The sequence below is a fragment of the Yeosuana aromativorans genome (assembly GCF_014646655.1).
Lineage (GTDB): Bacteria > Bacteroidota > Bacteroidia > Flavobacteriales > Flavobacteriaceae > Yeosuana > Yeosuana aromativorans.
In genome coordinates this window covers 393270-417399 of sequence record NZ_BMNR01000002.1, presented here as the reverse complement: position 1 = coordinate 417399, position 24130 = coordinate 393270, and the positions used below count along the sequence as shown (strand labels likewise).

Genomic DNA, 24130 nt, shown 5'->3' with positions numbered 1-24130 from the left:
AAGCTGAACGTTTAAGCCCAGCTTTTTTGAAAGTTAGTAATTAGTTAGATTGGTTTTACTTTTTTGTGGTAATCATAACGACGCCATTTTTTCCCTTGTCTCCATATTTTTCGGTGGCGCCATCACCTTTTAGTACTTCAACTTTTTCAATGTTTTTTGGGTCGATGTCTTTCATTTCTTGTGAAGTGATTTCCTTTCCATCCAATATGTATAAAGGTTCTTTTCCTTCAGTTGATAGTATTTTTACCTTAGCATCGCTGTCTCCATTAATGATCACTTTTTCGTCATCATCAGTTGTCCATGATATGCCAGAATGGTCGTCATCTGTTTTAATTTTAATGACTTTGTGCACTTTAGCGTTATCGTCTTTTGTTATAAAAAACACATCGTCATCTGAATTCATTTTTTTATGAATTTTCCTAACCTTAATGGAATCTCCCTTTTTTACAACAAAAGTCTTAACATCCACATCATTGTCAAATTCTACATCACCGTCAGTATCGGAAATTACAAATACATTAGAGTCATCATCAGAACCATTAATGACATGCTTGTTTCCATCTTTGGAGATAAAGACCATGTGTTTCTCTTTTGTTGAGTGGCCATTTCCTATGGAAATGTTTTTGCCATCATCATCAATGCTAATTTTTATTGGGTTAATGGCTTCGTTGGTATCAATATTATAATTGGCATTGGATGATTGCGAGCTTACCTCAATTTTTATGGATGTAATCTCACCTTGTTTGTTGCGCTTAACACCTTTTACTTTTAGTGTGTAGCCTTCGTTTTTGAATTTGGTTTTCAATTTTTCAAAATCGTTGTCTGTAAAGTCTTTGGTAATAATAACCTCTATATTGGCACTGGTTGAATTTGTTTTTTTGACTGTTGCGTTTTGCAGTGCTGGTTTTTCTACTTGCGTTTTTGTTAGAGCGGGAATAACAACATTACTTGATGGATTCAAAACAGGTTGTTCGGTAGGTTCTTTTAAGGCCTTTTCAATAATGACTTCTTCAGTGTTAAAGCTCATTAAGAATAATGCTAGTAACGGAAGGATTAAACTGTACTTAAACAGATTGATTTTTTTTGATTTTGATTTGTGCAACATAACGATTCGTTTTTTGATTAATGAATTATAAAAATTATTGGTTAAAGCCAATTGATGAGTTGGCATACTTGTTTTTAATAAGGTGTATTGATAGCTTTTTTTACAGGACGAAAGCTTTACAGCAGTTTTATCGGCAATAAACTCTAAATTTTGCTTTAAGGCTTTGTTGTAAAGCCAAACAAACGGATTGAACCAAAACACTATACAGGACAATTGTGATAGTAAGATGTCTGCAGAATGCCGTTGGGTAACATGCACTTTTTCATGAGTTAGTATTTGCTCCAATTCGCTTTCGCTAAATTGATTGGGGTTGTAAACAATGTAACTGAAAAATGAAAAAGGTGGGATATTTTTATTTGTTTTTATGAGCGTAAATTTACCAGCAACAACCTTTTTGCTTTTAAATAATAACAACCCTAAAGATGTAAGCTGAACGATAAACCTAATGGCAAAGGCCAGTACACCAAGGCCATATACAAGAGTCAATATTGCAAGGATATCAAAGGTTTTCTTGGTTTGCTGTATAGGTTCAGAAGCATTTGTAAACGTATAATTATCAAGTAATAATGGTGCCTGTTCCACATAAATGGGAATTACTACAAACGGCATGCAAATGGCCATCAAAAGACCAAACAACAAAAACCATCTATTAGACTCAAAAAAAGTCTCATCTTGTAGAAACACTTTATAGCACACATAAAATAATGCAATAATGGCACTGGCTTTCAGTAAATATTCCATAATTATTTGTCTTTTTCTATAAGTGCAATAATTTCCTTGAGGTCCTCAACGCTCAGCTTTTCCTCTTGAGCAAAAAATGACACCATGTTTTTATAGGAATTATTAAAATAATGGTCTATGGCTTGGCTCATAAACCGTTTCCGGTAATCAGCTTTCTTTACAATAGGGTAGTACTGGTGTGTTTTTCCATAAGCATTATGGCCAACATACCCTTTGTCCTCCAAATTCCTAATGATGGTTGACAGCGTGTTGTAGTGCGGTTTGTCATCGGTTATCTCATTCAAGACATCTTTTACAAAAGCTTTTTCAAGCTTCCATAAAATATGCATGATTTCTTCTTCCTTGTTGGTGAGTTTTTCCATGGTTGTATTTTTTGGACGTTACCTTTCAGGTCGGGTTTTCCACTGTATCTTTTTTGAGTGAATCAAAAAAGGATGCCGTTGCAACCCCTAACGCAAAACAAACATATAACTATTTTTATAGTTATACAACTATTAATATAGTTATTTAACTAATTTTTAAGTTTTATTAGTGAAGGGGAGGTGTGATTTATGGCTGTAAGACCTTATAAAAAAGGGAGCCTAGTAGACTCCCTAAATAAAATATATTATACATAAGTACTCTTATTTTGTTGTCACTATAACAGCGCCATCTTTGGCTTTTTGTCCATAAATACTAATGGCTGTTTTTGGCTTAAGCATATCTACAGCGGCCAGTTTGCCATTTTTTTCTAAATCTTTAAGGGTTTTAAAATCAGATTCTTTGCCATCAATAATAATGAGCTTGTTTAAATTGGGATCATCTTTAAAGTTGAATTTGCTTGGCGAATCACTTTCTGAGTCAAAAAACCAAGACAGACCGTTAGGGTTCATGCCGCTTGATTGCAACTGTTTTTTCATTTGCTCACGCAATTGATCAATGGTCATGTTTTGGCCTTTAAAGAAAAACGAATTGTCATCATCATTAAAAAAGTCATCAAAATTCAAATTTCCAAAAGACTGAAAATTTTGTCCCATTAATGAATCGTTTTCAAATCCAAAAGGCATCATATTGGGTTGATTGAAAAATGCAAAGGCCCCTTTTTCAGTATTGCTTTGTGAAATGAACAGTAAACCGTCTTTTCGGCCAAAGGTTATTTGTGCAATGGGCATATTACTTGAAATGGTACTTTCTGCTTTATTATTGGTGCCGTCTTCCAATTCAATATTTATACCTGTGAGTTCGCCCAAATCATTCCGTTCAATATTGCTAAAAGTAACCGTAATGCCATTTTCCTTTAGCATATCCGTTATATCATCAAAATCCTTTGCTGTGGTTGTCTTGTCAATGGTAACAATTACATTGGAATCTTTGTCAATTTTCTTACTTGAGGTAATTGTGTGTACTTTGTTTTTGTGGGCAAAACTTTTAAAAGAAACAGTTCCTAAAGCCACAACAACAACTAAAGCTAGTGCGATTTTTAAAACATTTTTAGATTTCATAATCATGTCTTTTTTAAATATTCACTTAAAGTTATTACATAAAATAATCGACTAAAAAAGTTTAACTAAACTTTAAAATGAAAAATGCATGAGTTGTTAATAAATGTGAATTTTTTAATTTTAAAATCTTTGAAATGCTATCTTCGTAAAAAATATTTTTATGGGTATTATCTGGTTGATTCTAGGCTTTTTTTTGTTGGTTATAGGAGGCGAATATTTGGTAAGGTCGTCAGTCGCGCTATCATTTAAATTCAATATTTCCAAAATGGTGATTGGTATGACCGTGGTGTCATTTGCCACCTCTGCTCCTGAGTTGTTGGTAAGTGTTCAGGCCGCATTAACAGGCTCGCCGGCCATTGCCTTGAACAACGTGATAGGATCCAATATAGCCAACATTGGGCTGGTGTTGGGCATTATAGCATTGGTGGGGTCCATTGTTGTTGATAAGGCTTTTTATAAAATGAACTGGCCGGTCATGATGCTGTTTTCCATAGCCTTGTATTATTTTCTTTGGAACGATAAAATTCTCAGTACTTTGGAAGGGTTCATACTGTTTTTTGGCATCATCATATTTTTAATAATATTGATCAAAAAATCAAAAAATTACGCGGCTGAAGATGAGGTGGATGAAACCCTGGCCATTGTGTCAAATTTCAGAATAGTTGTTTGGTTGCTCATAGGAGCAACTGCTTTGTATTTTGGAAGTGAATGGCTAGTTGATGGTGCTAAAAAGTTTGCTGTTTCTATTGGGGTAAGTGAGGCTGTGATTGGCGTTTCAGTAATCGCTATTGGAACCAGCGTGCCTGAATTGGCAGCATCTATCATGGCGGCTATAAAACAAGAAAAAGCCATTTCACTGGGTAATTTAATTGGGTCTAATATTTTTAATATAGGATCGGTTTTGGGGTTAACGGCCATTATTAAACCAATTCCGGTTACAGAGACTCAAATACTTTCAAATGATATTTTTTGGATGTTGGCATTTGCGTTTGTTTTATTGCCAATGGTATTTATCAAGAAAAAGTTTGAAATTACAAGGGCAAAAGGATTTGTTTTGGTGCTGGCTTATGGAGTTTTTATGTTTTTGATTTTCACTTCAAAATAATAAATGTGTCAGTAAAAAAAGAGCCGCTAAATTTAGCGGCTCTTTTTTATTATGAACAATTTGGTAGATTATTAAATCTTAGCGGATTTAACAGTTTTAATAATTCTAGAAGCAATTTTATAAGGGTCACCATTTGAAGCAGGTCTTCTGTCTTCTAACCATCCTTTGTAACCTCTTTCAACGGTTGCAATAGGAATACGTATTGAGGCACCTCTATCTGATACACCATAGCTAAAATCGTGAATGGAAGCAGTTTCGTGTTTACCTGTTAAACGTTGCTCGTTGTGCTCACCATACACTTCAATGTGTTCTTTAACAACAGGGCGGAACGCTTCACAAATAGCTTCGTATACTTTTTTATCTCCGCAAGTTCTTAAAATACTGTTTGAGAAGTTGGCGTGCATACCAGAACCATTCCAGTCGGTATCACCAAGTGGTTTTGGGTGGTATTCAATATAGTAACCATATTTTTCAGTTAATCGGTCCAGTAAATAGCGTGCAACCCAAATTTCATCACCGGCTTTTTTGGCACCTTTGGCAAATAATTGGAATTCCCATTGACCACAGGCAACTTCTTGGTTGATACCTTCAAAGTTTAATCCAGCAGCAATACACAAATCGGCATGTTCCTCAACAAGATCTCTACCGTGAGTATTTAAACCTCCAACAGAGCAATAGTACATACCCTGTGGTTTAGGGTATCCACCTCTTGGAAATCCTAAAGGCAATTCTGTTGCAACATCCATAATAAAGTATTCTTGCTCAAAACCAAACCAGAAATCATCATCATCATCATCACTAATGGTTGCTCTCGCATTTGACGGATGAGGCGTTCCATCAGGGCTCATAACTTCAGTCATAACCAAGTAACCATTAATACGTTCTGGATCTGGGTAAATGGCTACAGGCTTTAGTATACAGTCAGATGAACCTCCTTCTGCTTGTTTGGTAGAAGACCCGTCAAAAGACCAGTTTCCTATTTCCTCAAGCGTTCCTTTAAAGTTTTCATGTTCTTCTACTTTGGTTTTGCTCCTCATGTTTTGAGTTGGGTAATAGCCATCCAACCAAATGTATTCTAATTTAATTTTTGCCATAATGAATATTTTAAATAGATATTAATATTAAATTTCCACAAATATAATTTTTTATCAATATACTTTAAATTTACAGGGGTATTTTCATAAATCTTATTGATATTTTTATTTATACCCTATTTTTTTGTGGCATCTATTAAAAAAAGTATATTTTTTTATGCAATAATTGTAAAATTGTTAACAAGAATTTTTCATTAGTATACCACAAAAGAAGAATGATGTTTATTTTTGTGTCATAAATAAACTTTAAATAATACCAAAATGTCAACATTAAGATTTCACGCTTTAAAAGAGTCCATGTCCCATACTGCTATTCCTATAGAAGGGAAAGAGAAGCGCTCCGATTTATTTGGAAAAAATGTATTTAATGAAAGTGCCATGCGGCAACATTTGTCCAAAGATGCCTACAACGGTGTTATGAGTGCTATAGAACACGGTACTAAAATAGACCGGAATATAGCGGATCAAGTTGCCTCGTCAATGAAGGATTGGGCGCTTTCTAAAGGCGTTACCCATTACACCCATTGGTTTCAGCCTTTAACGGGCATAACAGCAGAGAAACATGATGCCTTTTTTGAAACCATAGGTGGTGGTAGGTCTGTTGAAAAGTTTGGAGGCGACCAGCTGGTTCAGCAAGAGCCGGATGCTTCCAGTTTTCCAAGCGGCGGAATCAGGAATACTTTTGAGGCACGTGGCTACACAGCGTGGGATCCAACATCACCGGCATTTATTTATGGTACAACCTTATGTATTCCAACTATTTTTGTAGCCTATACAGGTGAGGCACTTGATTATAAAACACCCTTATTGCGAGCGCTACATGCTGTTGACAATGCCGCAACGGCAGTTTGTAAATATTTTGATAAAAATGTAAAGAAAGTTTCATCGTCTTTGGGTTGGGAACAGGAATATTTTTTGATTGATAAATCATTGGCTACGTCACGACCAGATATAACTTTAACAGGAAGAACCCTATTAGGGCATTCTTCAGCAAAAGGCCAACAATTGGACGATCATTATTTTGGATCCATTCCTAGTAGGGCATTAAGTTTTATGCGCGAGCTGGAAACCGAGTGTATGTTGGTTGGCATACCGGTTAAAACACGTCATAATGAGGTGGCGCCCAATCAATTTGAGTTGGCTCCCATATTTGAAGAAGCAAATTTAGCCGTTGACCATAACTCTTTATTGATGGATATCATGGGGCGGGTGGCATCTCGCCATAACTTTAAGGTGCTGTTACATGAAAAACCATTTGCAGGGGTCAATGGTTCTGGTAAACATAATAACTGGTCGTTATCAACCGATACGGGTGTTAATTTATTAGGACCTGGAAAAACGCCTATGAGTAATTTACAGTTTTTAACGTTCTTTATCAATACTATCAAAGCGGTTCATGATAACGAAGAACTTTTAAGAGCCGCCATAGCTTCTGCCAGTAATGATCATAGGTTAGGGGCCAATGAGGCGCCTCCTGCTATCATTTCGGTATTTATAGGTGATCAGTTAACAAAAGTGTTAGAAGAGCTGGAAGGTGTTACAGATGGTAAGTTATCGCCAGAAGAAAAAACGGATTTAAAATTAAATGTAGTTGGTAAAATACCCGATGTTTTATTGGATAATACGGATAGGAACAGAACATCGCCATTTGCTTTCACTGGTAATAAATTTGAGTTCAGGGCTGTAGGCTCTATGGCCAATTGTGGAAATCCCATGACCGTTTTAAACACTATAGTTGCCAAACAATTAAAGGACTTTAAGGTTGAGGTAGATGCTTTAATTGAAAACAAAGGCTTAAAGAAAGATGAAGCTGTTTTTAATGTTTTAAGAGAATATATCAAGGCTTCCAGAAATATTTTGTTTGAGGGTAATGGTTATGGAGAGGCTTGGGCTATTGAAGCCAAAAAACGTGGATTGAGTAATAATAAAACAACTCCAGAAGCATTGAAAGCCAAAGTTTCCAAAAAAGCGATAGCTTTATTTGAGGAAATGAACGTGATGAGCAAAATAGAAACAGAGGCTCGTTATGAAATTGAAATTGAAGAATACATCATGCACATCCAAATTGAAGGACGCGTGTTGGGTGATATAGCAAGAAACCATGTTGTTCCTACTGCCATCAAATATCAAAATATTTTGATTAAAAACGTAAAAGGATTAAAAGACATCTTTGAAGAGAAATACCAACGCGTGTCACTGGAACAGTTGAATTTAATTGAAGAAATTTCCGCTCATATTGCAGGGATCAATGCCAATGTCACAAAAATGACCAATGAGCGCAAAAAAGCAAATTCAATAGAGGATATTGAAAAGAAAGCTCATGCTTATTGTTTTAAGGTAAAACCATTATTTGACGAGATTCGGTACCACTGTGATAAGTTGGAGTTGCTTGTTGATGATGAAATTTGGCCATTGACAAAGTACCGTGAGCTATTGTTTACACGATAATTATTTAACAAGAATATTAAAGGCCTTACATCAAGGCCTTTTTTTGTTTGTAATCAATCGTTTAAATTCGGAAAAAAAAATTAAAGTAAAAAGTAAACAATCCTTACTTTTGCAAATTGAAAACACAATTTCTATTTCATGAGCCAAGAAATAAGTAAACGTTATGCACTTCGGGGAGTTTCTGCATCAAAAGAAGATGTTCATAACGCCATAAAGAACATTGATAAAGGATTATTTCCGCAAGCTTTTTGTAAAATAGTACCAGATTATCTAACCAATGATGACGCCTATTGTTTAATTATGCATGCCGATGGTGCCGGAACAAAATCGTCCTTAGCCTATATGTATTGGAAAGAAACAGGTGATTTATCAGTTTGGAAAGGTATTGCGCAAGATGCTTTAATCATGAATATAGATGATTTGTTGTGCGTGGGAGCTACTGATAACATCATGCTGTCATCAACCATTGGTAGAAATAAGAATGTAATTCCAGGTGATGTTATTTCGTCAATAATCAATGGAACGGAAGAATTGATATCTGAATTGAAAAACTTTGGGGTGACCATTCATTCAACAGGAGGAGAAACCGCAGATGTTGGCGATTTGGTGCGCACCATTATTGTTGATTCCACAGTTACTGCAAGAATGAAACGTAGTGACGTGATTGACAATGCCAATATACAAGCTGGTGATGTGATTGTTGGGCTGTCATCGTCTGGTCAAGCTACTTATGAAAAAGAGTATAATGGCGGCATGGGGAGTAATGGATTAACATCAGCCAGACATGATGTGTTCCACAAGTATTTAGCAGAAAAATATCCTGAGAGTTTTGATGCGTCTGTTCCAAAAGATTTGGTGTATTCAGGACAAGTGAAATTAACTGATAGCGTGGAAGGTTCTCCAATTGATGCAGGACGGTTGGTGCTATCGCCTACCAGAACGTATGCTCCAATTATCAAATCGATTTTATCTAAGTGCAAAAAAGACAGCATTCACGGCATGGTGCATTGTTCAGGTGGCGCACAAACCAAAATCCTTCATTTTGTAAAAAATCTACATATTATAAAGGACAATATGTTTGCGGTACCACCGTTGTTCAAATTGATTCAGGAACAATCAAAAACAGATTGGAAAGAAATGTATCAAGTATTTAATTGTGGACATAGAATGGAATTATATGTGTCCCCAGGTATTGCTGATGATATTATTAAAATTTCAAAATCCTTTAATGTTGATGCTCAAATTATAGGACGTGTTGAATCTTCAAATCAGTCTAAACTTACTATAAAAAGTGAGTTTGGAGAGTTTGTCTATTGAATTTATAACTAACTCGTTTGTAAATGGAATGATTATTGATAAATTTTTTTCTTTTTAAATTAGAATAACCAGCCTATGAATAAAAAGCTTTTGATTATTCCGTTATGTTTAGTGCTTCAATTGTTGCACGCGCAACCAACCTCTCTGTTTATGAGAGGCAATAAAGAAAAGGAAATCAGGCCTGAATGGAAAAAAAACAATAAAGTTGGGGTTGATTTAAGTGAAGTTACATTTGTTAACTGGAACTCTGGAGGTAGCAATTCAGTTTCCGCCTTATTCAGTTCAGAGTCAAATTTAGATTACCGGGACAAGTATTTTTCTTGGAAAAACAGATTGACTACCAGATACGGAATTAATAAGCAACAAGCCAGGGAGTTAAGAAAGACCGAAGATTTAATTGAAATCAATTCAAATCTAGGGTATAAACCGGATAGTTTGTCCAACTGGTATTATTCAGCTAGACTTAATTTTAAAACACAATTCACAAATGGGTACAAGTACCCGAACACAGATGAACCAATTTCAAAATTAATGGCGCCTGGTTATCTGTTTTTTGGTGGTGGTATGGAATATGCTAAAAATAGAGAAGACATGTCTTTTTATTTTTCGCCCCTGACTTTAAAAACAACCTTTGTATTGGACAAAGACCTTGCCAATGCAGGTGCTTTTGGGGTTGATCCAGCAGTTTTGGATGATGCAGGAAACGTTATCATTGCGGGAAAGCGCATTCAAAAAGAAGTTGGCGTGCTGGTGACCAATAGTTACGAAATGGAAGTGGTTGACAATATAACCTTAAAGCACTTAGTGAGTTTGTATTCAGATTATATCAATAGTTTTGGCAATATTGATGTGGATTGGCAAATCAATTTTGATTTTAAAGTCAACAGTTTTGTTAAGGCAACATTGGGTTCCCATATTCGTTATGATGATGATGTTAAAACTACTAAGCCATCCGAAATTGAAGGTGAATTTGTTGAGGCAGGACCTAAAACCCAATGGAAACAATTTTTGGGCATTGGTTTTGCGATGGATTTTTAAAATCAAAAAAATAAAAAATTTGTTAACTTTTTTATGTTGATAAATATTTAAATAATTAATTATCAATTATTTATAATTTTTTTCTGTAAACTTTATGATTTTTGTCAGGTTTTAAGTTTAACTTTTTTACGTTATTTGTTAAAATGATTAACTAAAAAACTTAAACCAAAATCAATGCCTGTAGAAACCCAATCCCTCAAACAATCAAGAACCTATACACAAGACGAAGCATTTAAAGCTTCAGTAATTTATTTTAAAGGAGACGATTTAGCTGCTCGTGTTTGGATCAATAAATACGCTTTAAAAGATTCCCATGGTAATTTATATGAAGCAACACCAAATGAGATGCATCAACGCATTGCTAAGGAAATTGCCAGAATAGAGGCAAAGTATCCCAATTCACTTTCAGAAGAGGCAGTTTTTAACCTAATCAAAGATTTTAAATACATCGTTCCTCAAGGTAGTCCAATGGCAGGTATTGGAAACCCTTACCAAACAGCTTCGCTTTCCAATTGTTTTGTTATTGGCAATTCAGGCGAGTCGGATTCTTATGGCGGTATTATGAAGATTGACCAAGAACAAGTGCAATTAATGAAGCGTAGAGGTGGTGTTGGTCACGATTTATCACATATTCGTCCAAAAGGATCTCCCGTGAAGAACTCAGCATTAACATCTACCGGTATTGTCCCTTTCATGGAGCGTTATTCCAATTCTACACGCGAAGTGGCACAAGACGGTCGTCGCGGTGCTTTAATGCTGTCAGTATCCATTAACCATCCGGATTCTGAAGATTTTATTGATGCAAAACTGGAGCAGGGAAAAGTAACGGGCGCCAATGTATCCGTAAGAATAGATGATGCTTTTATGAAAGCGGTGAAATCTGATTCAGATTATACGCAAACATATCCAATATTTAGCAAAAACCCTAAGTATTCTAAAACGGTTCATGCAACAGATGTTTGGAAAAAAATAATTCACAATGCATGGAAATCTGCAGAGCCGGGCATTTTGTTTTGGGATACCATTATCAATGAATCGGTTCCAGATTGTTACGCGGATTTAGGTTATAAAACAGTTTCAACAAACCCATGTGGCGAAATTCCCTTATGTCCTTACGATTCGTGTCGTTTGTTAGCCATTAATCTATTTTCATATGTAGAAAAGCCGTTCACAAAAGATGCAGTCTTTAATTTTGAGCTGTTTAAAAAGCATGTAGGAGCTGCACAACGCATCATGGATGACATTATTGATTTAGAGCTTGAGAAAATAGATGGTATCCTAGAAAAGATTGATTCAGATCCAGAACTAGATGATGTAAAAGCTACCGAAAGGAATTTATGGTTGAATATTAAAAAGAAAGCTGAGGAAGGTCGTAGAACAGGTATAGGCATTACGGCTGAAGGCGATATGCTAGCAGCTTTAGGTATCAAATACGGTAGTGAAACGGGGAATGCTTTCTCATTGGAAGTTCATAAAACATTGTGTATTGAAGCCTACCGCGCATCTGTAAATACGGCTAAAGAACGTGGTGCTTTTGCAATTTTTGATGCTAAGCGTGAAGAAAATAATCCATTTATTCAGCGTATAAAAAACGAAGACGAAAAGTTATATTATAATATGCTGGAATATGGCCGTCGCAACATAGCTTTGTTGACCATAGCACCAACAGGTACAACAAGTTTAATGACACAAACGTCTTCAGGAATTGAACCGGTATTCATGCCAGTTTACAAACGCAGACGTAAGGTAAACCCAAATGATAAAAATGTTCGCGTTGATTTTGTTGATGAAGTAGGGGATTCGTGGGAAGAATATGTAGTTTTCCATCATAGGTTTAAACAATGGATGGAAGTGAATGGTATTGATGTTTCTAAAAAGTTTACACAAGAAGAATTAGATGGTTTAATAAAGAAATCACCTTATTATAAAGCCACATCCAACGATGTTGATTGGTTAAGCAAAGTGAGCATGCAAGGGGCTATTCAAAAATGGGTAGACCATTCCATAAGTGTTACCATTAACTTGCCTAATGATGCTACCGAAGACTTGGTAGGAAACTTGTATTTAAAAGCATGGGAAGTAGGATGTAAGGGTGTCACGGTTTATCGTGATGGCTCACGTTCTGGGGTTTTGATATCAAATGAAGAAAAAAATGAAGAAAAGCCCCAAGATATATTGACAGCTTTCCCAACAAAAAGGCCAGAGGTTTTAGAGGCTGACGTGGTGCGCTTTCAGAACAGTAAGGAAAAATGGATTGCCTTTATTGGTTTGATAGATGACAAGCCCTATGAGATTTTTACGGGTTTGGCTGATGATGAAGATGGTATTTTAATACCACGGTGGGTTGTTAATGGGCTTATTATTAAAAGCAGGAATGACGATGGCAGTTCGCGTTATGATTTTCAATATCAAAATAAAAGAGGTTACAAAACAACCATTGAGGGGCTCTCTCATAAATTTAATCCGGAGTTTTGGAATTATGCCAAGTTAATTTCCAGCACCCTTCGTTATGGAATGCCCATTGATAAAATTGTAGATTTAATTAATAGTTTGCAATTGGATAGTGAATCCATCAATACATGGAAAAACGGTGTGGTAAGAGCCTTAAAGCGTTATGTTGAGGATGGTACACAAGCCAAAGGACATGTTTGTGATAATTGTAAATCTGAAAATTTAATTTACCAAGAAGGTTGCTTGACTTGTAAGGATTGTGGGTCTTCAAAATGTGGATAGATTAATAAATTTTTAAGTAGTTAAAAATTAAGGCTATTTTTTACTCATCCAAAGAGTTTATGCTTAAATATTTGTAATCCTCCAACTCTTTGAGGTTGTTTATAAGTTTAGAACAACCGTTTTTTAAAAGGTAAATGGTGTCAGAAACAGAAATAATGTGCCTGTATAAGTGGTCGGTTATTACAATAGCTTTTTTATGTTTTTCAGTCTCAATCAAAGTTTTTATTTGGTTGATATAAAGAGGAGCAATATGTGAAAAGGGTTCATCTAACAAAACAATTTCACATGAACTTTTTAATATTAAATAAAGTTCAATTACTCGGCGTTCGCCTCCTGAGAGCTTCTTTGATTTTAAGTTTTCAAATGTTTTGAATGAAGGGAATATTTCAATAAAATCAATCCAGTCAACATTAAAAAGTTTGAAAGCTGTTTTAATTTTTAGTGCATTCGGTATAAAGTTATGTTGGGGTAGATATGATACTAATTTTGTTTGGTATAAAGGTTTTAAAATAGGTTTTTTGTCAACTCTTATTAATTTATATTTTGGTTTTAATTCACCAAAAATTATTTTTAACAAACAGCTTTTTCCACAGCCATTACTACCTAAAATGCCTGTTACTTTACCACTTTCAGCTTTTAAATAAATGCCGTTTAGAATACGTTTTTCTTTAAAGTAAAGTTCTACATTGTCTATTTCAACAATCATGTTAGTTTTTTAATTATTAAAAGCAGAGGCACTGTAATTAAAAAGTCAATAATAAAGAATGTGAAAAACAATTTAAAATTTGAAATGCTCAAATTTTTATAAAATATTAATTTTTCCTTACTAGGTGAATACATAATAAGATAGGCCAATGAGGAAATTAAAATCACCTTACCTAAAACAACAAGAAAAATGGTATGTTCAAAAAGAATAAAAAAAACGATGCTAATACTCAAAGACCAAATTAAAAAAGATTTGTAGAAATGAAATATAGTGATTAGTTTTTGCATGATTTTATGATATCGACTTAAAAATAAAGAATATAATAATAACTCTTTATAAGATAATCAGGTTAATGTATAGAATTCATAAATTATCGTATTTTTGATGCACAATTTAAAAAGGTAAATGTTAGAGAAATTACAAATAATAAAGCAACGTTTTGATGAAGTGAGTGATTTGATCATTCAACCGGATATCATGACCGACCAAAAACGATATATAGCTTTAAACAAAGAATATAAAGATTTAAAAGTTCTTGTTGAAAAACGAAACGAGTATAAAACCCTCTTAGATAATTTGGCTGAAGCCGAAGATATTATTTCAGAAGGAGGTGACCCTGAAATGGTGGATATGGCCAAAATGCAATATGAGGAAGCCAAAGCCAGAATACCACAACTGGAAGATGAAATCAAATTTTTGTTGATACCAAAAGATCCAGAGGATTCCAAAAACGCTGTTGTTGAGTTAAGGGCCGGAACCGGTGGTGATGAGGCCAGTATTTTTGCAGGTGATTTGTTTAGGATGTACTCTAAATACTGCGAAAGCAAGGGTTGGAAGGTAGATGTAGTGGATTTCAGTGAGGGTACCAATGGTGGTTTTAAGGAAATCCAGTTTGAAGTATCAGGTGAAGAGGTTTACGGGACATTGAAGTTTGAAGCAGGTGTGCACCGTGTACAACGCGTGCCACAAACCGAAACACAAGGTCGTGTACACACAAGTGCCGCTACTGTAATGGTATTTCCAGAAGCAGAGGAATTTGATGTAGAAATCAACCCCAAAGATGTAAGAATTGACTTTTTCTGTTCATCAGGACCTGGAGGGCAGTCTGTTAATACCACATATTCCGCTGTGCGATTAACGCATATTCCAACGGGTTTGGTAGCGCAATGCCAAGATCAAAAGTCGCAGCATAAAAACAAGGAAAAAGCTTTTAGGGTGTTACGATCTAGATTGTACGAAATGGAATTGGCCAAGAAAAATGAGGAAGATGCTGCCAAACGAGGTTCCATGGTAACATCTGGTGACAGGAGTGCCAAAATTAGAACATACAATTACCCGCAAGGACGTGTAACCGATCACAGAATAGGGTTGACACTTTATGATTTATCAAACATCGTGAATGGGGATATTCAAAAGATAATAGATGAATTGCAATTGGCCGAAAATACAGAGAAGTTAAAAGCCAATCAAGATGTAATTTAAAACCACCAAGCCTCTTTTTTGAGGCTTTTTTGTAATATGACAACACAAGAACTGATAAGCGAAATTCGTAAAAAGAAATCCTTTCTTTGTATAGGATTGGATGTTGATTTAAATAAAATACCGCAACATCTATTGACAAAAGATGATCCTATATTTGAATTCAATAAAGCCATCATAGATGCCACACATCACTTGTGTGTTGCTTACAAGCCCAACACTGCATTTTATGAAGCTTATGGTTTAAGGGGTTGGAAGGCTCTAGAAAAAACAATCAATTACTTAAATGAAAACCATCCGGAAATTTTCACAATAGCCGATGCCAAGCGTGGCGATATAGGTAATACCAGCAGTATGTACGCTAAGGCTTTTTTAGAAGATTTGGGTTTTGATAGTGTGACTGTTGCGCCGTATATGGGGAAAGATTCAGTAGAGCCATTTTTAGCCATGAAAGACAAGCATACCATTTTGCTGGCCTTGACATCCAATGAAGGGGCTTTTGATTTTCAGACAAAAACCGTTGAAGGTAAAGAACTTTACAAAACTGTTTTAGAGACTTCTAAATCCTGGAAAAATTCAGAAAACTTAATGTACGTTGTTGGTGCTACTAAGGCTGAATATTTAGCTGAGATAAGGCAAATTATTCCTGAAAGTTTTTTATTGGTTCCCGGTGTTGGAGCACAAGGCGGCAATTTACAGGACGTTTGTAAATATGGAATGAATGCACAAGTAGGATTGCTAATCAATTCTTCAAGAGGCATTATTTATGCATCTAATAAAGTGGATTTTGCAACAGTGGCAGCTCAAAAAGCATTTGAGTTACAACAGGAAATGCAGGCTATTCTGGAACGTTGATTTTTAATTCTGATTTTTTAAGTAAGTCATTCAAGTCATTCGTTTTTATTGGTTTTATAAGATAACCGTTGACTTCGTGAATGGATTTTGCCCTAGAGATATCCTTATGATCCACTGAGGATGTCAAAATATAGATTTGTGGATTATAATTGTGTTTTTCATTAACTATTCTAAAAAGGCTTAAAAATTTCCAACCAGTTACAATGGGCATATTCAAGTCCAGTAAAATAAGTTCTGGCAATAGGTTTTTATTTTTTATATTTTTGATTATATATTCAAAAGCTTCTTTTCCATTTTCAAACATTAGAATATTGTCTTCTGTAACACCTGTTTTTTTAAGAAGATGGAACGTTATCTTTCTAAAAAATAAATTATCGTCTATGATAGCTATTTTACCCATTACCATTTATGTAATTTAATTTTATTCTGAAAAGTGTTCCTTTGTCCACTTTACTAAATAAATCTATCTGTCCGTTAAGTTTGGTTACATATAGCTTTAAGTAATAGAGGCCATATCCATTTGAAGGACCACTTTCTTTATGAAACCTTCTGCCTTGTTTAAATAGTTCATCTTTATAATTTTCAACATCAATTCCAATGCCGTTATCTTTATAAAGCAGGTTGTAAGAATCCTTGGTTTTGTATGCTAAAATCTTAATGTTCAGATTCTCAAAAGTTTTTTTATACTTAAAGGAATTGCTCAATAGGTTATAAAATATATTGTTAATATGGCTTTTTGGCAGGTTGATGTTATTTTTTATTTCGGCTTGCACAACAGTTCCTTCTGGTTTTTGATTATCAAGTTTTTCAAAAGTTTGCTCTAAGCTTTCTACAATTGATATTTTTTGAGGTAATTTTTGATTGACATCTTGAATAAACTCATGATATTGGATTAAGGCGTTTAAGCCAACATCCAATCTTTGGATATTGCTTTTAAACATGTCTCGCATTTCTTTTTGGGAAAGATGTCTTTTTTTTACGGATTCCTCATAAAAATTGCACAGTTCGCTTAACGCTACTATGGGTTCTCTTAGGTTATGTGATGTTATGGAGGCAAAGTCTGCAAGGTATTTGTTGGACTCTTTTAGCTCGTCATTTAGAATATTCAGTTTTATGTTATTGTCGTGTATTTTTGTTGTATTTGAAGAGATTTCAGCATAAAAATCCATAAATCTGTATGAATACAAAAACATACTTATCAATATAGAGATATTTAAAAACAACAAGATTACAAATACACTACTGGTATGACTCATATAGTTTGAAAACGTTAGCATACAGGCTAACCAAAAAATGATTATTGGTATCAAAAAGAAGTAAGGAAAATAATTGAATGGATGGCATTTTTTAAGTGGTAAAATTTTGTTTTTGTACAAACCGCCTATCCTTTTGGTTAATTTGACTTCATATAATGAAATGGCATTTATAAAAAACAGCATAGCGGTAATCCAACTGATACTTTCTGAATTCAATAGATCTGAGCTAATGATTCTTTTTGTTTGATCAATATCCAATAAATAGTTGTAAATGATAAATGAAGAAAGAATGAAAACAATAGAATTTGAAGTTAAAAACTGGTATTTCTTCCGTTTTATCTTTATACAGTAAACGGAATAATAAGTTAGTGAAAACAAACAAATGCTGAGTATTGAACTTGTGGCCAATAGTTCTGGTAACTTCAACTTAAACAAAATGGCAGTAACTTGTAAGGCTTGAATAATCAATCCGGCCGATATTAAAAATTTAATACGAACCTTATTGTTGGTAAAGTACACGCCCGCAAGCAAAATAAAACTAAGGCTAGTTATTATTTTCATGGTTGCATTTGGGTTTGTTAAATACCCAGTAAAGAAGTTTTGTAAATTGTTGGTTAGCCAAAAATATATATTGACTAAAGACATGCCCAAGGTTATAATTGCCGTAAATCTGAAAGAAAAAAACAGCTTGGAGTCTAGCTTTTTTTGGAGGAAGGATACCATTATTGAGGCAATTATTAAGGTTAAACTCTATACAAATTAGTAATATTTAATATCAAAAACAAACTAATTGTATGAAAAATAGTAAGTTATTCGATTATGAAAGTTAGTTTCCCGATGAAATAACCAAAATAACCTTCTTGACAAATGTCAATTTATATTTAATCAAAAGACTGGCATTTTCTCTAATGGATTTTGCTTATAGATTATTTCAATGTGATAAGCTGTGTCGTTTTGAAAAGGCTCTTTGTTGAATATTTTATCGGTGTTTAATTTAATTTTACCAACTCTGCAAAATTGTGCGTTCATACGTTCTTTTTTATAAAGTACGAGCGCTTGGGTAAATTGGATGTAATAAGAAAGTTAAATAATTAATAAAACTAGACCAGGGTCTTTTTTTGTTCTCCTGAAAGATATTTCAATCTGTTGAGTCTGTTGAGAAGTTTGATGGCTTTAAATTCAGAAATATCACTTAATGCCGAATCTGTTTGGCGCATATTGTACGCCTGTTCCATAAGCTGTTTGTATTGCTTATGTAGTTTTGCTTGATTGGATTTTATAATGTCAATTCTGTTCATTGAGTGTCTGAATAACAGGCTCTTAAATATACATTATTTTATTTATAAAGCAAATAAATTATTGCAATATCATCTTATTTTATGTTAATTATGATTGGTGCTGTAAGTATTTTAATAATTTCAGCGAAGCAGCAAATCAAAATAATAATAAATGCTTTCTGCTTTCAGTATTAAAACCTCAATCCTGTAATGCAAATACTTTCTTCAATAAGTCAGTTGTTCTTGAGGAGAACTTTGTCCTGATGTCTTTTTCTTCAACAGCAATCATGGTATAAACACCCTTTAATGCTTCTTGGGTCACATAATCGGTCAAATCTGGATTAACATTCGATGTAAACGGAATGTTGTTGTATTTGGTAATTAAATTGTTCCATATTTGGTCCGCGCCCACTTTACTGAATGAGTTTTTAATAACGGGATTAAATTTGGCATACAGTGCCGTTTGTGTTTTGCTTGTTAAATATTGGGTGGCCGCATCATCACTGCCAAGTAAAATGTTTTTGGCATCCGTGAACGTGATACCTTTAACGGCATCAACAAATATTGGCGTAGCTTCTTTTACGGCATCTTCGGCTGCTCTGTTAAGTGCTTTTATGCCTTCATCGGCTAAACTACTTAAGCCTATATCACGCAGTGCTTTATCCACTTTTTGTAATTCATCTGGCAATAAAATTTTAACCAAATCATTTTTGTAAAAACCATCGGTTTGGGTGAGTTTGCTTACTTGTTTTTCTATACCAAAATCAAGGGCTTGCCTTAAACCAGCTGCAATATCGGCATTACTTAAAGTAGGACTGCCCTGTGGTAACTGGTTGACTACTTGTTGTAATTCTGCACAAGCAGTTAGATTAAAAATCAAAAAGAAAATGAAAAGTTTACGGAGCATAGTTTAGTAGATTTATGTAGGTTAAAAACAAATATATAGTTTAATTAAGAAAAAATAACCGTTTTGTTATTATATACCATTACTTTTCTGTTAGTGTGTAATTTAATGGCATTGGCCAATACAATTTTTTCCAAGTCCCGTCCTTTGGCAATTAAGTCCTCAATGGAATGTGTATGGGAAACGCGTGCCACATCTTGTTCAATTATAGGACCCGCATCCAACTCTGCGGTAACATAATGACTGGTAGCGCCTATGATTTTTACGCCTCGTTTATAAGCCGAATGATAGGGTTTGGCTCCCACAAACGCAGGTAAAAAGGAGTGGTGAATGTTGATGATTTTATTGGGGTATTTTGAAATCAAGGTATCCGAAACTATCTGCATGTATCTGGCCAAAACAATAAAATCTATTTCATGGTTTATTAATAACTCCAATTGCTTTTGTTCGGCTTCCCGCTTGCTGTCCTTTGTGATGGGAACATGATAAAACGGGATTTTAAAACTATCGGCAATGGGTTTTAAGTCGTTATGATTGCTCAATATAAAAGGAATTTCCAAAAACAACTCTCCTGAATTATAACGCCCTAAAATATCGTATAAACAGTGGTCGTATTTTGAAACAAACAAGGCCATTTTAGGTTTTCTGTTTGAAGCATACATACGCCACTTTATTTTGAATTGGTCCACCAATGTGGTTTTGAATAGGTCTTTAAAGCCTTCAATTGAAAAGGATTTATTTTCAAACTCACTTTCCAGGCGCATAAAAAAGATGTCCTGCTCTCTATCAACATGCTGATCAATGTACACAATGTTTCCACCGTTATTGGCGATAAAGTTTGTGACCGAGGCAATGATATTGGATCGATCTTTACAGTACATGAGCAAGGTGATTTTGTTCATAATATTCTATAGATTTTGAAAGGTTAAAATTAACCAAAAAAACATAAGAAAGGTTTTTGGTTGTAATTTTAGATAATTCAAGATAATGAGTGTATTTTTTTGAATATTCCGTAAATTGCAGACGAAAAATCAGATATTTTTATTAATGAAACAAATTGCTCCCTATAAACCAAAGCATAAAATCAGAATAGTAACAGCCGCTTCGCTTTTTGACGGGCATGATGCGTCCATCAATATCATGCGTCGAATTATTCAAGCAACAGGTGTTGAGGTTATCCATTTAGGACATGATAGAAGTGTTGATGAAGTGGTTAATACGGCCATTCAAGAAGATGTTAATGCCATTTGTTTGACCTCATACCAAGGTGGCCATAATGAGTATTTTAAATATATGTATGACGAACTAAAAAAACGCGGTTCAGGACATATAAAAATATTTGGCGGCGGCGGGGGTGTTATTTTGCCTTCGGAAATCAAGGAGCTGATGGATTATGGCATTGCGCGGATTTATTCACCAGATGATGGACGTGAAATGGGCTTGCAGGGCATGATCAATGATTTGATTGAACAATCTGATTTTGCCATTGGTGACACGTTGGATGTAGATATCAATAAACTCACTGAGAAAGATCCAAAATATATAGCAAGGATTATTTCGTCTGCTGAAAATTTCCCTGATGTTTCTAAAGCTACTTTGGAAGCGATTCATAACAAGAACAAAACATCAAAAACTCCTGTTTTGGGAATTACGGGTACTGGAGGTGCGGGAAAATCATCATTGGTTGATGAATTGGTTCGTCGGTTTTTAACTGATTTCCCAAAGAAGACCGTTGGTATTGTGTCTGTAGATCCTTCCAAACGAAAAACAGGAGGAGCCTTGTTAGGAGATAGAATCCGGATGAATGCCATCAACAATCCTCGGGTTTATATGCGCAGTTTGGCCACACGGCAATCGAATTTAGCCTTATCAAAATATGTCCATGAAGCGGTTCAGGTATTAAAAGCGGCTGCTTATGATTTGATTATTTTGGAAACCTCTGGGATTGGCCAATCAGACACGGAGATTGTTGAACATAGTGACGTGTCATTGTATGTTATGACACCCGAATTTGGAGCGGCCACACAGTTGGAAAAAATTGATATGCTTGATTTTGCCGATATGGTAGCCATCAATAAATTTGATAAACGTGGGGCATTGGATGCATTACGCGATGTGAAAAAACAATACTTACGTAACCACAATCTTTGGGATGTGTCCCAAGATGACTTACCGGTATACGGAACGATTGCATCACAGTTTAACGACCCAGGAATGAATAAACTTTATGCTGCTGTTATGGATGCCGTTGTTAAAAAAACTGAATCTGATTTAAAGTCAACGTTCAAAAGTTCAGAGGAGGCAAGTGAAAAGATTTTCATTATTCCACCAGCACGAACACGCTATTTATCAGAAATTGCTGAAAATAATCGGGCTTATGACAAAACAGCTAATGAGCAAGTAGACGTGGCCCAAAAACTATATGGTATTTATAAAACCTTGGAATCTGTTTTAAACGTCATTGCGAGTGAAACGAAGCAATCTTTCCTTGATAAAAATGGATTGAATACAGATGAGATCCTGAAACAAGTTCAGGATGACAATAAGGATTTCACGAAACTTCTTATTGCAGAATTTGATCGTGTTAAACTTAACCTTAATCCATTTAATTGGGAAACCATTATAGGTTGGGAAGACAAAGTTAACAAGTATAAAAATCCTATATATACTTTTAAAGTTCGTGGTAAAGACATAAAGGTTGAGACCCATACAGAATCACTGTCACACACCCAAATTTCAAAAGTTGCGCTGCCAAAGTATCAAGCGTGGGGTGACATTTTGCGTTGGGTTCTACAAGAAAATGTACCCGGTGAGTTTCCGTTTGCATCGGGTTTGTATCCATTTAAACGAATGGGAGAAGACCCGGCCAGAATGTTTGCGGGTGAAGGTAGCCCAGAACGGACTAATAGACGGTTTCATTATGTTAGTGAAGGCTTACCTGCCAAACGGTTGTCTACAGCTTTTGACAGCGTTACACTCTACGGCCATGATCCAGATTTAAGACCAGATATTTATGGTAAAATAGGAAATGCAGGTGTGTCCATCTGTTGTTTGGATGATGCTAAAAAACTGTATTCCGGATTTAATTTGGCAGATGCCATGACTTCTGTGAGCATGACTATTAATGGGCCGGCTCCTATGTTATTAGGTTTTTTTATGAATGCAGCCATTGACCAACAATGTGAGATTTACATCAAGGAACATGGTTTGGAAAAAGAAGTTGAATCTAAAATAAATAAGATTTATAAGGATAAGGAACGTCCTAAATACAATGGAGAATTACCAAAAACCAATAATGGTTTAGGATTGATGCTTTTGGGTGTTACGGCTGACCAAGTGCTGCCAAAAGATATCTATGAAGACATTAAAGCCAAGACCATTTCACAAGTAAGAGGCACCGTACAGGCCGATATTTTAAAAGAAGACCAAGCACAAAATACCTGTATTTTCTCAACAGAGTTTGCCTTGCGTTTAATGGGCGATGTTCAAGAGTATTTTATCAAGCATAAGGTTCGCAATTTCTACTCGGTATCTATTTCGGGATATCATATAGCCGAGGCTGGCGCTAACCCAATCACACAATTGGCTTTAACATTATCCAACGGTTTTACCTATGTAGAGTATTATTTGAGTAGAGGTATGGATATTAATAAATTCGGACCCAACTTATCCTTTTTCTTCTCAAATGGTATTGATCCGGAGTATGCGGTTATAGGTAGAGTAGCAAGAAAAATATGGGCAAAAGCCATGAAGCATAAATATGGTGCCAATGAGCGTGCTCAAATGTTAAAATACCACATTCAAACATCCGGAAGAAGTTTACACGCTCAAGAAATAGATTTTAATGATATTCGTACCACACTTCAGGCATTATATGCCATTTATGACAATTGTAATTCACTGCATACCAATGCGTATGACGAAGCCATAACCACACCAACCGAAGAATCCGTGAGACGTGCCATGGCCATTCAATTGATTATCAATAAGGAATTAGGGTTGGCTAAAAATGAAAATCCTATCCAAGGCTCATTCATTATTGAAGAATTAACCGATTTGGTGGAAGAGGCTGTCTTATTGGAATTTGACAGAATCACAGAACGTGGTGGTGTGCTTGGTGCCATGGAAACCATGTATCAACGCAGTAAAATACAAGAGGAAAGTCTGCATTACGAAACCTTAAAGCATAATGGTGACTATCCAATAATTGGGGTTAATACGTTTTTAAGCAGTAAGGGATCTCCAACTATTTTGCCTAAAGAAGTCATCAGAGCGACTGAAGCAGAAAAGCAGAACCAAATCAATACATTGCAAAACCTGCATGCAACTCATGATACAGAAGGATTGCTAAAAGAGTTGCAACTAAAGGCTATTCATAACGAAAATATTTTTGAAGCGTTGATGGATGTCTGTAAAGTGTGTTCTTTGGGTCAAATCACCAATGCCTTATTTGAAGTTGGTGGACAGTATCGGCGAAATATGTGATAAAAAGTTATACTGATATGATAAAAATGTATACTAATATCTAAAAAATGATATATATCATTTTTTAGTAGTAGCATAATCAAATATATTGCTTGGCAAAACTATC

Annotated in this window: 18 protein-coding genes; 8 read left to right on the top strand and 10 right to left on the bottom strand. The window is 35.0% G+C overall.

Annotated elements, in window-relative coordinates:
• Positions 1–55: 55 nt before the first annotated feature.
• The 3 genes from IEW94_RS05140 to IEW94_RS05130 form a co-directional block, all read right to left on the bottom strand.
• The gene (locus tag IEW94_RS05140) at positions 56–1846 is read right to left on the bottom strand and encodes a M56 family metallopeptidase (RefSeq protein ID WP_188650699.1); all 1791 of its coding nucleotides are present in this window, start codon (positions 1844–1846) and stop codon (positions 56–58) included.
• Positions 1847–1848: 2 nt separating this feature from the next.
• The gene (locus IEW94_RS05135; protein WP_188650697.1) at positions 1849–2208 is read right to left on the bottom strand and encodes a BlaI/MecI/CopY family transcriptional regulator; all 360 of its coding nucleotides are present in this window, start codon (positions 2206–2208) and stop codon (positions 1849–1851) included.
• Between the two features lie 261 nt (positions 2209–2469).
• Complete coding sequence (locus IEW94_RS05130) at positions 2470–3327, bottom strand: hypothetical protein (protein ID WP_188650695.1); 858 nt, start codon at positions 3325–3327, stop codon at positions 2470–2472.
• A 160-nt stretch (positions 3328–3487) separates the two neighbouring features.
• Between IEW94_RS05130 and IEW94_RS05125 the strand changes: the two genes are divergently transcribed.
• Positions 3488–4432 (top strand): calcium/sodium antiporter, encoded by a 945-nt coding sequence (locus IEW94_RS05125; RefSeq protein ID WP_188650693.1) that lies wholly within the window; start codon positions 3488–3490, stop codon positions 4430–4432.
• A gap of 71 nt (positions 4433–4503) precedes the next feature.
• Here the strand turns inward: IEW94_RS05125 and IEW94_RS05120 are convergent, their stop codons facing one another.
• A complete protein-coding gene (locus IEW94_RS05120; RefSeq protein ID WP_188650691.1) occupies positions 4504–5526 on the bottom strand; it encodes a glutamine synthetase beta-grasp domain-containing protein in 1023 nt (340 codons plus the stop codon).
• Positions 5527–5787: 261 nt separating this feature from the next.
• Here IEW94_RS05120 and IEW94_RS05115 point away from each other — a divergent pair, with 261 nt between their 5' ends.
• The 4 genes from IEW94_RS05115 (at position 5788) to IEW94_RS05100 (ending at position 13062) form a co-directional block, all read left to right on the top strand.
• Complete coding sequence (locus IEW94_RS05115; RefSeq protein ID WP_188650689.1) at positions 5788–7974, top strand: glutamine synthetase III family protein; 2187 nt, start codon at positions 5788–5790, stop codon at positions 7972–7974.
• A gap of 138 nt (positions 7975–8112) precedes the next feature.
• Positions 8113–9291, top strand: coding sequence for an AIR synthase related protein (locus IEW94_RS05110; RefSeq protein WP_188650687.1), 1179 nt, complete (start codon positions 8113–8115; stop codon positions 9289–9291).
• A gap of 75 nt (positions 9292–9366) precedes the next feature.
• Positions 9367–10329, top strand: coding sequence for a DUF3078 domain-containing protein (locus IEW94_RS05105; protein ID WP_188650684.1), 963 nt, complete (start codon positions 9367–9369; stop codon positions 10327–10329).
• Positions 10330–10503: 174 nt separating this feature from the next.
• Positions 10504–13062, top strand: a complete 2559-nt coding sequence (locus tag IEW94_RS05100) for an adenosylcobalamin-dependent ribonucleoside-diphosphate reductase (RefSeq protein ID WP_188650682.1) — start codon at positions 10504–10506, stop codon at positions 13060–13062.
• A gap of 40 nt (positions 13063–13102) precedes the next feature.
• Here the strand turns inward: IEW94_RS05100 and IEW94_RS05095 are convergent, their stop codons facing one another.
• Complete coding sequence (locus tag IEW94_RS05095; protein ID WP_188650680.1) at positions 13103–13768, bottom strand: ATP-binding cassette domain-containing protein; 666 nt, start codon at positions 13766–13768, stop codon at positions 13103–13105.
• A 405-nt stretch (positions 13769–14173) separates the two neighbouring features.
• On the opposite strand from IEW94_RS05095, the gene prfA reads away from it, so the two are divergent.
• A complete protein-coding gene (gene prfA / locus IEW94_RS05090; protein ID WP_188650677.1) occupies positions 14174–15250 on the top strand; it encodes a peptide chain release factor 1 in 1077 nt (358 codons plus the stop codon).
• Positions 15251–15286: 36 nt separating this feature from the next.
• A complete protein-coding gene (pyrF, locus tag IEW94_RS05085) occupies positions 15287–16102 on the top strand; it encodes an orotidine-5'-phosphate decarboxylase (RefSeq protein ID WP_188650675.1) in 816 nt (271 codons plus the stop codon).
• Here the strand turns inward: pyrF and IEW94_RS05080 are convergent.
• From IEW94_RS05080 to purU, 5 genes are all read right to left on the bottom strand, one after another.
• The gene (locus tag IEW94_RS05080; RefSeq protein ID WP_188650674.1) at positions 16086–16502 is read right to left on the bottom strand and encodes a response regulator; all 417 of its coding nucleotides are present in this window, start codon (positions 16500–16502) and stop codon (positions 16086–16088) included. The two genes, pyrF and IEW94_RS05080, sit on opposite strands and share 17 nt — an antisense overlap.
• Positions 16495–17919, bottom strand: coding sequence for a sensor histidine kinase (locus IEW94_RS05075; protein ID WP_188650671.1), 1425 nt, complete (start codon positions 17917–17919; stop codon positions 16495–16497). The genes IEW94_RS05080 and IEW94_RS05075 overlap by 8 nt, the downstream gene beginning before the upstream one ends.
• Before the next feature lie 539 nt (positions 17920–18458).
• On the bottom strand, positions 18459–18656 hold the full coding sequence (locus IEW94_RS05070) for a Lacal_2735 family protein (protein ID WP_188650669.1): 198 nt from the start codon (positions 18654–18656) through the stop codon (positions 18459–18461).
• Between the two features lie 178 nt (positions 18657–18834).
• Complete coding sequence (locus IEW94_RS05065) at positions 18835–19542, bottom strand: DUF4197 domain-containing protein (RefSeq protein WP_188650667.1); 708 nt, start codon at positions 19540–19542, stop codon at positions 18835–18837.
• Between the two features lie 44 nt (positions 19543–19586).
• Entirely contained in the window at positions 19587–20441 is an 855-nt protein-coding gene (gene purU / locus IEW94_RS05060; protein ID WP_188650665.1) for a formyltetrahydrofolate deformylase, read from the bottom strand.
• 145 nt (positions 20442–20586) lie between these two features.
• Between purU and IEW94_RS05055 the strand changes: the two genes are divergently transcribed.
• Positions 20587–24024, top strand: coding sequence for a methylmalonyl-CoA mutase family protein (locus IEW94_RS05055; protein WP_188650663.1), 3438 nt, complete (start codon positions 20587–20589; stop codon positions 24022–24024).
• Positions 24025–24130: the final 106 nt, after the last annotated feature.